A 13,721-nucleotide genomic window follows, 5' to 3' on the forward strand; every position below is an offset into this window, starting at 1 on the left:
CGACGTTTCAAACTCTAGCCGATCCCCGCTCCGTAAAGCGAATCGGCCGCAATCTCCGGAAAAGCGCACGCCGAAAAAGCGAACGGGGACGCGAAAAGGAACGCGACCCGTCACGGATCATCGAACTGGTTTCTCAGGGGATTGGCCGCCCCGGGACCGTCCACGCAGACGCGTGCTCGGTGCTCCCTGTCGAGCGACCAGTCAACACTACGCCGGATCCGCGCCGGGTGCAAACAACGGCCGGACAGCCGGAAGGCCGGCCCCGGGTGGGGGCCGGCCTTCCGTCACGCCGGGGCGCGGTGGGCTGCTCAGCTGTTGGTCGGGAAGCCCAGGTTGATGCCGCCGTGCGAGGGGTCGAGCCAGCGCTGGGTGACGGCCTTGCCGCGGGTGAAGAACTGGACGCCGTCGGCGCCGTAGGCGTGGCTGTCGCCGAACAGCGAGGCCTTCCAGCCGCCGAAGGAGTAGTAGGCGACGGGGACGGGGATCGGCACGTTGATGCCGACCATGCCGACCTCCACCTCGTTCTGGAAGCGCCGGGCCGCGCCGCCGTCGTTGGTGAAGATGGCGGTGCCGTTGCCGTAGGGGTTGGCGTTGATGAGCTCCAGGCCCTCGTCGTAGGAGGGGACCCGGACGACGGACAGGATCGGGCCGAAGATCTCGTCGTTGTAGACGGACATGCCCGGCTTGACGTGGTCGAACAGGGTGGGGCCGAGCCAGAAGCCGTCGGTGGTGGGGGCGCCGCTGGCGTCCTCGGCGGCGATGGCGTGCTTGCGGCCGTCGACGGCGAGCTCGGCACCGTCGGCGACGCCGGACTCGACGTAGGAGGTGACCTTGTCGCGGTGCTGGCCGGTGACCAGCGGGCCCATCTCGGAGTCGCCGTTGCAGCCGGGGCCGACCTTGAGGGTGGCCATCCGCTCCTTGATCTTGGCGACCAGCTCGTCGCCGATCGGGTCGACGGCGACCAGGACGGAGACGGCCATGCAGCGCTCGCCGGCCGCGCCGAAGCCGGCGTTGATGGCGGCGTCGGCGGCCAGGTCGAGGTCGGCGTCGGGGAGCACCAGCATGTGGTTCTTGGCACCGCCGAGGGCCTGCACGCGCTTGCCGTAGCGGGTGCCGGTCTCGTACACGTAGCGGGCGATGGGGGTGGAGCCGACGAAGGAGACCGACTTGACGTCGGGGTGCTCCAGGAGGCGGTCGACGGAGACCTTGTCGCCGTGGACGACGTTGAAGACGCCGTCGGGGAGGCCAGCCTCCTTCCACAGTTCGGCGATGAAGTTGGCGGCGGACGGGTCCTTCTCCGACGGCTTGAGGATGACCGTGTTGCCGGCCGCGATCGCGATCGGGAAGAACCACATCGGCACCATGGCCGGGAAGTTGAACGGCGAGATGATGGCGACCGGGCCGAGCGGCTGGCGGATCGAGTAGACGTCGACGCCGGTGGACGCCTGCTCGGTGAAGCCGCCCTTGATCAGCTGCGGGATGCCGCAGGCGTACTCGACGACCTCCTGGCCGCGGGCCAGCTCGCCGAGGGCGTCGGAGTGCACCTTGCCGTGCTCGGAGACGATGATCGAGGCGAGCTCGTCCTTGCGGGCGTTGAACAGCTCGCGGAAGTTGAACAGCACCTGGGTGCGCTTGGCGATGGACGCCTTGCGCCAGCCGGTGAACGCCTGCGCGGCGGCGGCGACCGCCTGGTCGACCTCGGCGATCTCGGCGAAGTCGACCTGGCCGGTGACCTGGCCGGTGGCCGGGTCGTGGATGTCGCCGCGGCGGGGCGCGGTTCCGGCGGTGGCGACGTACTGGCCGCCGATCCAGTGGGTGATGTGCTTGCTGCTCAAGGTCTCTGCCTCCGATGTCCACGGATGTCCCGCGCTCGTTCTCCAGTCTGCGCGGGAGGACGGGCCCGCTCAACGAGCACCCTGACGGAGAAGCGCGATTCACCCTTACAGGTCGTCGGCGGGGTCCGATCCGCGTCCGGCCCCGGCCCCGGGTTCGACGCCGGGCTCGAACCCGGGCTCGGACTCCGACTCGACGCGGTCCAGGTAGGGGTCGTGCAGGCCGTCGGCGAGTTCGGTGGTCTCCAGCAGGTCGAGGCGCAGGTCCTGGGCCCAGGACTCGGCCCACTGCCGGGTGCCGGCGGCGTCGGTCTCGGGTTGCAGCAGGGCGGCGGCGCTCTCCAGCCGGTCGGCGAGCGTGCGGGTGGTGAAGTCCGCTTCGGAATCGAACGCGCTTGTCAGGGCGAGGAGTTCGCCTTCGCTGCGGTGCGCGGTGAGGGCGTGCAGGCCGCGCAGGTCGGCGGGCAGGGCGCGCTCGCAGAGGGTGAGGACGGCGAGCGCGGCGGTGTCGTCCAGCGCGGCGACGGGGACGGGGGCCCCGGGCGGGAGGGTCGGCAGGTGGTGCAGCGGTTCGCGGCGCAGTTCGACGCCGAGGTGCGCCGGGACCGCCGCCCCGTCGAGGGGCGGTTCGCCCGTGGTGGCGGTGAGCTGGCACCGGCGCGCGCTGCCGGGCGGTTCCTGGACGCGGTGTCCGGCGGCGCGCAGGGTTTCGGCGAGCCCGGCGGCGAGGTCGGCGAGCGGGGGGCCGCCGGCGCTGACCAGCAGCAGGTCGGTGCCGCGGACGGGAGCGGCCAGTCCGTACAGGCGCAGCGCGTCGGGGCCGGCCAGGGCGAGGGCGTGCGCCAGGCAGTACGACTGGGCGTCGGCGAGCAGTACGGCCCGGGCCCGGTCGGCCTCGCGGTCGACGTCCCGTTCCGCGTCCCGGTCGGCGGCACGATCGGCCTCCCGGTCGGCAGCGCGCCCGGCAGCGGGGTCGACGGCAGTGTCGGCGGTAGCGGTACTGGTGTCGTCCATGGCGACAGTCTGTCCCGTCCGCTTCCCTTCAGCCCTGTTGCGGCCTGCGCAGGTGCGCGGCGGCGTCGTGCAGGGCGAGTTCGAGGGCGCGGGGGTCGACGAGCCGTCCGCCGGGGTGCGGGGGGATCAGCCAGTGCGGGCCGCGGGTGGGGCGGGTGGGGTGCGGGACGGCGATCCAGGTGCCGTCGCCGGAGGCGCGGATGCCGGTGCCGGTCCAGCGTTCGGCGGTGCCGACGGGGACGAGGAAGCCGACGGTGTCGCCGTCGGGGTCCTCCAGGACGGGTCCGCCGCCGATCCGGTCGAGCAGGGCGGCGGCGGGGCGGCCGAGCGGGCCGGGGGCGTGCAGGACGTCCCAGCGGCGGCCAGCGGGGAGCAGGGCGAGGCCGAAGCGGGTGCGTTCCCAGGCGGTGCGGCAGGCGTCGGGGTCGGGGGCGGCGGCGGCCAGCCAGTGCAGGGCGCTGGGGTGGCGGGTGGTGCTCACGTGCGGTTCCTCGTCTCTCCCGGGTGGCGGGCGGCGGGCGGGTGCCTGCTGTCGTCACCCGGGAGAGCGGGGTACCGGGGTTCTCTTACACGGGATCGCGGGCGGGCCCGGGGAGTCGCCCGGCGGGGCCGCGGTCGGCGGCCGCGGTCAGCGGTCGCCGAAGATCGTGCGGTGCCAGTCCTTGCGGGCGACGGCGGTGGTGTCGAACATGACGTGCTTGACCTGGGTGTACTCGTCGAGCGAGTACTGCGACATGTCCTTGCCGTAGCCGGACGCCTTGTAACCGCCGTGCGGCATCTCGCTGATGATCGGGATGTGGTCGTTCACCCAGACGCAGCCGGCCGCGATCTCGCGGGTGGCGCGCAGCGAGCGGTGGACGTCGCGGGTCCAGGCGGAGGCGGCCAGGCCGTAGGGGGTGTCGTTGGCGAGGCGCAGGCCCTCCTCGTCGCCGTCGAAGGGCAGCACGACGAGCACGGGGCCGAAGATCTCGCCCTGGACGACCTCGCTGTCCTGGGCGGCGCCGGTGATCAGGGTGGGGCGGTGGTAGGCGCCGAGCGAGAGGTCGGTGCCGTCGTGGCCCTTGCCGGTGGCGGCGCCGCCGGTGACGACGGTGGCGTAGGAGCGGGCGCGCTCGACGAAGCCGGCGACGCGGTCGCGGTGGGTGAAGGAGACCAGCGGGCCCATGTCGGTCTGCGGGTTCAGCGGGTCGCCGAGCCGGATGCCCCGGTACAGCTCGGCGACGCCGGCCACGAAGGCGTCGTACAGCGGGCGCTGGACGTAGGCGCGGGTGGCGGCGGTGCAGTCCTGGCCGCTGTTGATCAGGGAGGCGGCGACGGCGCCGTGCACGGCGGCGTCGAGGTCGGCGTCGTCGAAGACCACGAAGGGGGCCTTGCCGCCGAGTTCGAGGTGGGTGCGCTTGACGGTGGCGGTGGCGATCTCGGCGACCCGCCGGCCGACGGCGGTGGAGCCGGTGAAGGACACCATGGCGACGTCGGGGTGGCCGATCAGGTGCTCGCCGGCGGTGCGTCCGGCGCCGGTGACGACGTTGACGACGCCGTCGGGGATGCCCGCGGCGGTGCAGGCGCGGGCGAACATCAGCGAGGTCAGCGGGGTGATCTCGGCGGGCTTGAGGACGATGGTGTTGCCCGCGGCGATCGCCGGGAGGATCTTCCAGGCGGCCATCTGCAGCGGGTAGTTCCAGGGCGCGATGCTGCCGACCACGCCGACGGCCTCGCGGCGCACGTACGAGGTGTGGTCGCCGCTGTACTCGCCGGCCGCCTTGCCCTCCAGGTTGCGGGCGGCGCCGGCGAAGAACGCGGTGTTGTCGACGGTGCCGGGGACGTCGAACTCGGTGGAGAGCTTGATCGGCTTGCCGGTCTGCGCGGTCTCCACCCGGGCGAAGTCCCCGGCGTGCTCGGCGAGGATGCCGGCGAGCCGGTTCAGCGCCTCGGAGCGGGTGCCGGGGGTGGCGCCGGACCACTCGGGGAGGGCGGCGCGGGCGGCAGCGACGGCGGTGTCGACGTCGGCGGTGGTGGCGAGCTCGACCTGCTGGACGGTGGCGCCGTTCGCGGGGTTGACCACGGCGAAGGGTTCACCGCCGGAGCCCCGGGTCGGGCGGCCCGCGATGTGCTGCGCGCCGTCGTTGAAGCTGGTCAGGTCCATGAGTTGCCTCCATTGCCTACTCGACCCGGCCGACGATGCCTCGGTTCGGGTGCCCGGGGCAAGCGTCACTCAGCAACGGGCCGACCGAAGGGCCTTACACGCTGCAAGGTCGCCCGTGGGTGACAGGGCGTCGCCGTCGAGCATGATTGACCTGACACCCTGAGAACCCCCCGGAGGTACCCGCGATGCTCCCCACCGTCGCCCGCGTGCTCGACCTCGACGTGATGCGGCGCGGTCTGCCCCAGGTGGTGGCCGGGGCGGGGGCGCTGGAGCGCCCGGTGCGCTGGGTGCACGTGAGCGAGCTGCCGGACGTGGCGGGGGTGCTGCGCGGCGGCGAGCTGGTGCTGTCGACCGGCATCGCGTTGCCGGAGGACCGGGACGGGCTGGCCCGGTACGTGCGGGAGCTGGCCGAGGTCGGGGTGGCGGGGCTGGTGATCGAGTTCGGCCGCCGGTACTTCGACTCGCTGCCGCGGGCGCTGGTGGCGGCGGCGGAGCGGCACGGCCTGCCGCTGGTGGTGCTGCGCCGGGAGCTGAGGTTCGTCGCGGTGACCGAGGCGGTGCACGCGCTGGTGGTGAACGCGCAGCTGGAGCAGTTGCGGGTGTCGGAGGCGGTGCACCAGGTGTTCAACGAGCTGGCGACGGAGGGGGCGGAGCCCGCCGAGGTGGTGCGGCAGGTGGCCCGGATGGCGGGCGCGCCGGTGGTGCTGGAGAACCTGGCGCACCAGGTGCTGGCGCACGACCCGGCGGGGCGCGGCGAGCAGGAGCTGCTGGAGAACTGGGAGCACCGTTCGCGCGGCGTCCACCCGCCGGGCCGCACCGGCTACGACCCGCGTTCGGGCTGGCTGGTGACCACGGTGGGCGCGCGCGGCCAGGACTGGGGGCGGCTGGTGCTGGTGGACGAGCCGGTGCCGCTCCCCCGGGACGTGCCGCACCCGCACGCGATGCTGCTGGAGCGCGGCGCGGCGACGCTGGCGCTGAACCGGCTGGTGGTGCGCGACCGGGAGTCGCTGGAGCGGCAGACCCACCGCACCCTGCTGTCGGGCATCCTGACGCACGCGCTGACGGTCTCCGAGGTGGCGCTGCGGGCGCAGGCGCTGGGCGTGCCGCTGGAGGGCCGCCGGCTGGTGGGCGTGGTGCTGCGGCAGCGGCAGGGTCCGCTGCCGGCGGCGCTGGAGGCGCAGGCCCGGCTGCGGGACTTCACCGAGCTGGCGGCGACCGCGATCCGCACCTCGCGGCTGTCGGCGCTGGTGGGCGCGCTGGACGACGAGGGGGTGGGCCTGCTGGTGGCGCTCGGTTCGCAGCAGGACGAGCACGTCGCGCTGGAGTCGTTCGCGGCGGCGCTGCGCCGGCTGTCGGCGGAGGCGGGCCGGGACGGTTCGGCGGACGGGCCGGTGGTGGCGGTGGGTTCCTCGGTGGGTTCGGTCCGGGACGCCCGGCGCACCCTGCTGGAGGCCACCCAGGTCGCGGACGCGGCGCTGCACGACGCGCCGGGCGGCCGGGCCGCGTACTACCGCCTGCCGGACGTCCGGCTGCGCGGCCTGCTGCACCTGCTGCGCGACGACGAGCGCTTGCAGACGTACGTGGAGCGGGAGTTGGGGCCGCTGCTGGCGTACGACGCGGAGCACGGCGGGCAGTTGGTGCAGATGCTGCGGATCTACCTGGAGCAGGGGCGCAACAAGTCGGCGGCGGCGGACGCCGCGCACCTGTCGCGTCCGTCCTTCTACGACCGGCTGCACAAGGTGGAGCGGATCCTGGGTGTGGACCTCGACCAGGTGGAGTCCTGCCTGTCGCTGCACGTGGCGCTGCTGGCGCTGGACGCGGTGCGCCGCTGACCCGGGGTCGGCGGCGCGTCCGGGCGGCGGGTCAGCGCGGGCCGAGGGCGACCAGCGCGGCGAGCTCCTTCGGGTGGACCTCCAGCGCGGCCAGCGAGCCGTCCGCGAAGTGCAGGTCGACGCGCGAGGAGATCCAGGTGTGCCGGGGTTCGACCCGGACCAGGTGGGCGTGGGGCAGTTCGCCGAGCACCCGCGCGCCGCGGCGGTCGGCGAGGGTGCGGCCGGGGGTGTTGGTGCCGCTGCCGGCGAGCAGGATCCGCCGGTCGGTGAAGACCAGCAGCACGTCGTCGTTCTCGTGGTCGTTGTCGGCGGCGCGCACCGCGCGGGCGAACCCTCCGGCCTGGCTCTCCCAGCCGCGGGTGAGGCCGCGGCCGCGGAGGAGCCGGCGGAAGGTGCGGATCAGGCCCCAGGTGCAGTCCTCCAGCAGGTCGGAGACGGACTCGCCGAAGTCGAACACCAGGGAGAGGCAGCCGATCCCGGCGTCGGCGGCCCGGCCGAAGCGCTCCTTGCGGTAGCGGCGCGGGGGCCGGCGGATCAGGTCGGACAGGTCGGCGTCCACGATGCCGTGCACCCGTTCGCCGGGGACCGGCAGGTGGGCCACCTCGGGCAGGTGCTCGCCGCCGTACGGGAGGGCGCCCTGGAACTGCGGTGCGCCGTACGGGGGGTGGCTCATCGGGTCGCCTCCCCGGCGCGGGCGCGGACCGCCGCGGGCCGCTCCCGCCGCCCTGACCGGACGTGAAAAACCCGTTCCCCCACGGCGTCCCCACCTTCGTACCGAGATTCAGCCGGTCATCGTACAGATCCCGGCCGGGTGCGCCGGCGGCTCCCGGTAACGCCGCGGGCCCCGGACGGCGGTCCGGGGCCCGCGCTGCCGACGCGGGGTCAGCCGGTGTGGGCGTCGGTGAGGGTGAGCACCTCGTCCAGCACCGCCAGGCCCGCCTTGGCCTCCTCCGCGCTGACGTTGCACGGCGGCACCACGTGGAAGCGGTTCATGTTGGTGAACGGCCACAGGCCGCGCTGCTTGCAGGCCGCCGCGAGCTGCGCCATCGGCGCGTTGTCGGCGCCGGCCGCGTTGTACGGCACCAGCGGCTCGCGGGTCTCCCGGTCCTTCACCAGGTCCAGCGCCCAGAACACGCCCAGGCCGCGCACCTCGCCGATCGAGGGGTGGCGCTCGGCCAGCTCGCGCAGGCCGGGGCCGAGCACGCTCTCGCCGATCAGCTTGGCGTTCTCCACGATGCCCTCCTCGGCCATCGTGTTGATCGTCGCCACCGCGGAGGCGCAGGCCAGCGGGTGGCCCGAGTAGGTCAGGCCGCCCGGGAACGCCTTCTGCGCGAAGGTCTCCGCGATCGCGCCGGAGATCGCCACGCCGCCCAGCGGCAGGTAGCCGGAGTTGACGCCCTTGGCGAAGGTCAGCAGGTCGGGCGTGATCCCCCAGTGGTCGGCGGCGAACCACTCGCCGGTGCGGCCGAACCCGGCCATCACCTCGTCCAGGATGAACACGATCCCGTAGCGGTCGCAGATCTCCCGCACGCCCGCCAGGTACCCGGCCGGCGGCACCAGGACGCCCGCGGTGCCGACCACGGTCTCCAGGATGATCGCCGCGACGGTGCCCGGGCCCTCGAACGCGAGGGTCTGCTCCAGGTGCGCGAGCGCGCGCTCGCACTCCTGGGCCTCGTTCTCGGCGTGGAAGTTCGAGCGGTACGGGTACGGGCCCCAGAAGTGCACGATGCCCGAGACGCCCGCCTCGTTCGCCCAGCGGCGCGGGTCACCGGTCAGGGCGATCGCGTTGGCGGTGGCGCCGTGGTACGAGCGGTAGGTGGAGAGCACCTTGTGCCGGCCGGTGTGCAGCCGGGCCATCCGGATCGCGTTCTCGTTCGCCTCGGCGCCGCCGTTGGTGAAGAAGATCTTGTCCAGGTCGCCCGGGGTGCGCTCGGCGATCAGCCGGGCGGCCTCGCTGCGCGACTCCTCGGCGAAGCCCGGGGCGATGGTGCACAGTTGCGCGGCCTTCGCCTGGATCGCGGCGACCACCTTCGGGTGCTGGTGGCCGATGTTGGTGTTCACCAGTTGCGAGGAGAAGTCCAGGTAGCGGTTGCCGTCGTAGTCCCAGAAGTAGGAGCCCTCGGCACCGGCCACCGCGAGGGGGTCGATCAGTGCCTGGGCGGACCACGAGTGGAAGACGTGCGCGCGGTCGGCGGCCTTGACGGCCCGCCCGGCTGCCGGGTCAGCGGTGGGAGTGCTCATGCGACCAGGGTAGGGAGGGCACCCCGCACCGGGCAGCTTCATCCTGTCACGCGAGTCGCGCGCCGCCCTGACAGGGTGGAAGGCCGGGGCGCGGGGAGACCCTCCCCGCGCCCCGGCGAACGTCCGCGACTCGGATCAGATCGCGGTCATGACGTGCTTGATCCGGGTGTAGTCCTCGAAGCCGTAGGACGACAGGTCCTTGCCGTAACCGGACTTCTTGAAGCCGCCGTGCGGCATCTCGGCGACCAGCGGGATGTGGGTGTTGATCCACACGCAGCCGAAGTCCAGCCGGCGGGACATCCGCATCGCGCGGGCGTGGTCCTTGGTCCACACCGAGGAGGCGAGCGCGTACTCGACGCCGTTGGCGTACTCGACGGCCTGCTCCTCGTCGGTGAACTTCTGCACGGTGATGACCGGGCCGAAGACCTCGTTCTGGATGATCTCGTCGTCCTGCTGCAGGCCGGAGACCACGGTGGCCGCCCAGAAGTAGCCCTTGTCGCCGACCCGGTGGCCGCCGGCCTCGACCTTGGCGTGCGCGGGCAGGCGCTCGATGAAGCCGGCCACCTGCTGGAGCTGGTTGGCGTTGTTGAGCGGGCCGTAGAGCACGTCCTCGTCGTCGACGCCGCCGGTCCTGGTGTCGGCGGCGGCCTTGGCGAGGGCCTCGACGAAGGCGTCGTGGATCGACTCGTGCACCAGGACGCGGGTGGCGGCGGTGCAGTCCTGGCCGGCGTTGAAGTAGCCCGCCACCGAGATGCCCTCGACGGCCTCGGCGATGTCGGCGTCCTCGAAGACCACGACCGGGGCCTTGCCGCCGAGCTCCAGGTGGACCCGCTTGACGTCCTTCGCGGCGGACTCGGCGACCTGCATGCCGGCCCGGACCGAGCCGGTGATGGAGGCCATCGCCGGGGTGCGGTGCTCGACCATCAGGCGGCCGGTCTCCCGGTCGCCGCAGATCACGTTGAAGACGCCGGCCGGCAGGTCGAGGTCCTTCAGCACGCCGCCGATGATCTCGGCCAGCAGCACGGTGGAGGCGGGGGTGGTGTCGGAGGGCTTGAGCACCACGGCGTTGCCCGCGGCGATCGCCGGGGCGAACTTCCACACCGCCATCATCATCGGGTAGTTCCACGGGGCGACCTGCGCGCAGACGCCGACCGGCTCGCGGCGGACGATCGAGGTCATCCCGTCCATGTACTCGCCCGCGGCCTTGCCCTCCAGCAGGCGGGCGGCGCCGGCGAAGAAGCGCAGCTGGTCGACCATCGGGCCGATCTCCTCGGAGAGGGTCAGCGCGCGCGGCTTGCCGGTGTTGCGGACCTCGGCGTCGACGATCTCGTCGGCCCGCGCCTCGACCGCGTCGGCGACCTTGAGCAGCAGCTTCTGCCGGGTGGAGGGGGTGGAGTCCCGCCAGAGGGGGAACGCGGCGGCCGCGGCGGCCATCGCGGCGTCCACGTCGGCCGCGCCGGAGAGCGGGGAGGTCGCGTAGACCTCGCCCGTGGTCGGGTCGACGACGTCGAGCGTGCGGCCGTCCGCCGCGTCGACGAACTCGCCGTTGATGTAGTTGCGCAGCGTACGAAGCTCGCTCACGGTCTCTCCTCGGTCTGGGCCTGCGTCGTTGCAGCCCCGGGCGTCAGGTTACTCCCGGGTCCAGGTGGCCACGGCATGTCAGCGACAAGCCACGATCGACGGCGTGCAGGCTCGCGCGTGTACGTAGCCAGGGTACCCACTCGGCTTTCGGTATCGACAGGGGCTTGCTTCCGACACCACGCTTTCCGCGCCCGATCTTCGGATCGGCGACGAAATCAGCAGCACGGCCGCTTGCGATTGCGCCGCCCGTCAGGCACAGTGGCGGCGTGGCCAACCGCGACCGGAACGCCAGCGTTCCCCTCGACGCCTCCTCCAAGGCGATCATCGAGCAGCTCCAGGAGGACGGGCGCCGTCCGTACGCCGCCATCGGCAAGGCCGTGGGCCTGTCCGAGGCGGCCGTCCGGCAGCGCGTCCAGAAGCTGCTCGACCAGGGCGTGATGCAGATCGTCGCCGTGACCGACCCCCTCACCGTCGGGTTCACCCGCCAGGCGATGGTGGGCATCCGCGTGGAGGGCGACATCGAACCGGTCGCCGACGCGCTGGCCGCCTTCGACGAGGTCGACTACGTGGTGTGCACCGCGGGTTCGTTCGACCTCCTCGCCGAGCTGGTGTGCGAGGACGACGAGCACCTTCTCGAACTGATCAACAAGCGCATCCGCTCGCTTCCCGGCGTGCGGAGCACCGAGAGCTTCGTTTACCTGAAGCTCCGGAAACAGACCTACACCTGGGGCACCCGATGACAGCCGACCCGGCCCAGAAGGACCTTTCCAAGACCGCCTACGACCACCTGTGGATGCACTTCACCCGCATGTCGTCGTACGAGAACTCCCCCGTGCCGACGATCGTCAGGGGCGAGGGCACCTACGTCTGGGACGACAAGGGCCGCAAGTACCTCGACGGCCTGGCCGGCCTGTTCGTGGTGCAGGCGGGCCACGGCCGCGAGGAGCTCGCCGAGGCCGCCGCCAAGCAGGCCAAGGAACTGGCCTTCTTCCCGGTGTGGAGCTACGCCCACCCCAAGGCCGTCGAGCTGGCGGAGCGCCTGGCGAACTACGCCCCGGGCGACCTGAACAAGGTGTTCTTCTCCACCGGTGGCGGCGAGGCCGTCGAGACCGCGTGGAAGCTGGCCAAGCAGTACTTCAAGCTGACCGGCAAGCCGACCAAGTACAAGGTCATCTCCCGCGCCGTCGCCTACCACGGCACCCCGCAGGGCGCGCTGTCGATCACCGGCCTGCCGGGCCTGAAGGCCCCGTTCGAGCCGCTGGTGCCGGGCACCCACAAGGCCCCGAACACCAACATCTACCGCGCCCCGGCGTTCCTGGCCGGCCCCGACGGCACCGTCGACCCGGAGGCGTACGGCCGCTGGGCCGCCGACGAGATCGAGCAGGCCATCCTCTTCGAGGGCCCCGAGACCGTCGCCGCCGTCTTCGTCGAGCCGGTGCAGAACGCCGGCGGCTGCTTCCCGCCGCCGCCCGGGTACTTCCAGCGCCTGCGCGAGATCTGCGACCGCCACGACGTGCTGCTGGTCTCGGACGAGGTCATCTGCGCCTTCGGCCGCCTCGGCACCATGTTCGGCGCCGACAAGTTCGGCTACGTTCCGGACATGATCACCTGCGCCAAGGGCATGACCTCGGGCTACTCCCCGATCGGCGCCACGATCATCTCGGACCGCATCGCCGAGCCGTTCTACAAGGGCGACAACACCTTCCTGCACGGCTACACCTTCGGCGGCCACCCGGTCTCCTCCGCGGTGGCGCTGGCCAACCTCGACATCTTCGAGCGCGAGGGCCTGAACCAGCACGTCCTCGACAACGAGTCGAAGTTCCTGGCCACCCTGAACAAGCTGCGCGACCTGCCGATCGTCGGCGACGTCCGCGGCAACGGGTACTTCTACGGCATCGAGCTCGTCAAGGACAAGGTCACCAAGGAGTCGTTCAACGACGACGAGGTCGAGCGCGTCCTGTACGGCTTCCTGTCCAAGGCCCTGTTCGACAACGGCCTGTACTGCCGCGCCGACGACCGCGGCGACCCGGTCGTCCAGCTGGCCCCGCCGCTGATCTCCGACCAGTCGACCTTCGACGAGATCGAGCAGATCCTGCGGACCAGCCTCTCCGACGCGTGGCAGAAGATCTGATCCTCCTTCCCCACCCTCCACCGAAGGGCGGCCCCGGCACCTCACCGCCGGGACCGCCCTTCGGCGCACCCGGCCGCCGGCGGGGTGAATCTGCCGTCCGACACGCCGTTTTCGCGGTGGTTCGTCCTGATCGGAGCAGTGCGGCGCGCCCGCGCCACCGCCCGATCGTTCTAATCTGACGACTGTCATATCCCCGTCGGCACCTGGATGGATCTCATGTCAGCGGCCCCGCCCGACAACGACGTGCTCTGGGCCCGAGGGATCGTCAAGTCCCACCACGGCACACCCGCCCTGCGCGGCGTCTCGCTGGGCGTCCGCGAGGGCGAGATGCTCGCCGTCACCGGCCCGCGCGGCTCCGGCAAGTCCACCCTGCTCGGCTGCCTGTCCGCGCAGCTCCCGGTCGACGAGGGCGAGGTCTGGTTCCACAGCTCCCCCGTGCACACCCTGGGCCGGGCCGGGCGCGAGAAGCTCCGCCGCGAGCGCTTCGGCTACGTCGGCCCCGAACCGCACCTGGTGCCGGAGCTGACGGCCCGGGAGAACGTCGCCCTCCCGCTGCTGCTGGCCGGCGCCGGCCACCGGGCCGCGTACCGGGCCGCCGGCGAGTGGCTGGAGCGCCTCGACGTCGCCGAGTGCGCCAAGCTGCGGCCCGCCGACCTGCGGCAGGACCTCCGCCAGCGGATCGCGGTCGCCCGCGCCCTGGCCCCCCAGCCGCCGGTGGTCTTCGCCGACGACCCCACCGCCCCGCTGCACCACGACGCCCGCGAGCAGGTCATGCGGATACTGACCAGCGCCGCCCGCTCCCACCGGCTGACCCTCGTCCTGGCCACCCACGACCCGGCGCTCGCCCGGCACGCCGACCGCACCGTGCGGCTGGTCGACGGCCTGCTCGCGACCGGCCGGGCCGCCGAATCCGCCGAGCCCGTCGCCGCCACCGGGCACTGAGAGGT

Annotated in this window: 11 protein-coding genes; 4 read left to right on the forward strand and 7 right to left on the reverse strand. The window is 72.7% G+C overall.

Annotated elements, in window-relative coordinates; all coding sequences use genetic code 11:
- Positions 1–308: 308 nt before the first annotated feature.
- The 4 genes from ABD345_RS23185 to ABD345_RS23200 form a co-directional block, all read right to left on the reverse strand.
- Entirely contained in the window at positions 309–1,835 is a 1,527-nt protein-coding gene (locus ABD345_RS23185; protein WP_344554521.1) for a CoA-acylating methylmalonate-semialdehyde dehydrogenase, read from the reverse strand.
- A gap of 105 nt (positions 1,836–1,940) precedes the next feature.
- On the reverse strand, positions 1,941–2,846 hold the full coding sequence (locus tag ABD345_RS23190; RefSeq protein ID WP_344554522.1) for a hypothetical protein: 906 nt from the start codon (positions 2,844–2,846) through the stop codon (positions 1,941–1,943).
- 28 nt (positions 2,847–2,874) lie between these two features.
- Positions 2,875–3,327, reverse strand: coding sequence for a hypothetical protein (locus ABD345_RS23195; protein WP_344554523.1), 453 nt, complete (start codon positions 3,325–3,327; stop codon positions 2,875–2,877).
- Between the two features lie 147 nt (positions 3,328–3,474).
- Entirely contained in the window at positions 3,475–4,989 is a 1,515-nt protein-coding gene (locus ABD345_RS23200; RefSeq protein WP_344554524.1) for a gamma-aminobutyraldehyde dehydrogenase, read from the reverse strand.
- 185 nt (positions 4,990–5,174) lie between these two features.
- On the opposite strand from ABD345_RS23200, the gene ABD345_RS23205 reads away from it, so the two are divergent.
- On the forward strand, positions 5,175–6,821 hold the full coding sequence (locus ABD345_RS23205) for a PucR family transcriptional regulator (protein WP_344554525.1): 1,647 nt from the start codon (positions 5,175–5,177) through the stop codon (positions 6,819–6,821).
- Positions 6,822–6,852: 31 nt separating this feature from the next.
- Here the strand turns inward: ABD345_RS23205 and ABD345_RS23210 are convergent, their stop codons facing one another.
- From ABD345_RS23210 to ABD345_RS23220, 3 genes are all read right to left on the reverse strand, one after another.
- Entirely contained in the window at positions 6,853–7,494 is a 642-nt protein-coding gene (locus ABD345_RS23210; RefSeq protein WP_344554526.1) for a hypothetical protein, read from the reverse strand.
- 209 nt (positions 7,495–7,703) lie between these two features.
- Positions 7,704–9,062 (reverse strand): aspartate aminotransferase family protein, encoded by a 1,359-nt coding sequence (locus tag ABD345_RS23215; RefSeq protein WP_344554527.1) that lies wholly within the window; start codon positions 9,060–9,062, stop codon positions 7,704–7,706.
- 135 nt (positions 9,063–9,197) lie between these two features.
- Positions 9,198–10,643, reverse strand: coding sequence for a gamma-aminobutyraldehyde dehydrogenase (locus ABD345_RS23220; protein WP_344554528.1), 1,446 nt, complete (start codon positions 10,641–10,643; stop codon positions 9,198–9,200).
- 266 nt (positions 10,644–10,909) lie between these two features.
- Here ABD345_RS23220 and ABD345_RS23225 point away from each other — a divergent pair, with 266 nt between their 5' ends.
- The 3 genes from ABD345_RS23225 (at position 10,910) to ABD345_RS23235 (ending at position 13,716) form a co-directional block, all read left to right on the forward strand.
- Positions 10,910–11,383, forward strand: a complete 474-nt coding sequence (locus ABD345_RS23225) for an Lrp/AsnC family transcriptional regulator (RefSeq protein WP_033256304.1) — start codon at positions 10,910–10,912, stop codon at positions 11,381–11,383.
- A complete protein-coding gene (locus ABD345_RS23230; protein WP_344554529.1) occupies positions 11,380–12,774 on the forward strand; it encodes an aspartate aminotransferase family protein in 1,395 nt (464 codons plus the stop codon). The genes ABD345_RS23225 and ABD345_RS23230 overlap by 4 nt, the downstream gene beginning before the upstream one ends.
- A gap of 216 nt (positions 12,775–12,990) precedes the next feature.
- The gene (locus tag ABD345_RS23235) at positions 12,991–13,716 is read left to right on the forward strand and encodes an ABC transporter ATP-binding protein (protein WP_344554530.1); all 726 of its coding nucleotides are present in this window, start codon (positions 12,991–12,993) and stop codon (positions 13,714–13,716) included.
- Positions 13,717–13,721: the final 5 nt, after the last annotated feature.

It is taken from the genome of Kitasatospora saccharophila, from assembly GCF_039529925.1.
GTDB classification, from domain to species: domain Bacteria; phylum Actinomycetota; class Actinomycetes; order Streptomycetales; family Streptomycetaceae; genus Kitasatospora; species Kitasatospora saccharophila.

Bases quoted from the DNA above. Each gene is read 5' to 3' on its own strand.
- ABD345_RS23200 (WP_344554524.1), bottom strand. From the start codon at position 4,989: ATGGACCTGACCAGCTTCAACGACGGCGCGCAGCACATCGCGGGCCGC.
- ABD345_RS23235 (WP_344554530.1), top strand. From the start codon at position 12,991: ATGTCAGCGGCCCCGCCCGACAACGACGTGCTCTGGGCCCGAGGGATC.
- ABD345_RS23190 (WP_344554522.1), bottom strand. From the start codon at position 2,846: ATGGACGACACCAGTACCGCTACCGCCGACACTGCCGTCGACCCCGCT.
- ABD345_RS23215 (WP_344554527.1), bottom strand. From the start codon at position 9,062: ATGAGCACTCCCACCGCTGACCCGGCAGCCGGGCGGGCCGTCAAGGCC.
- ABD345_RS23205 (WP_344554525.1), top strand. From the start codon at position 5,175: ATGCTCCCCACCGTCGCCCGCGTGCTCGACCTCGACGTGATGCGGCGC.
- ABD345_RS23230 (WP_344554529.1), top strand. From the start codon at position 11,380: ATGACAGCCGACCCGGCCCAGAAGGACCTTTCCAAGACCGCCTACGAC.
- ABD345_RS23210 (WP_344554526.1), bottom strand. From the start codon at position 7,494: ATGAGCCACCCCCCGTACGGCGCACCGCAGTTCCAGGGCGCCCTCCCG.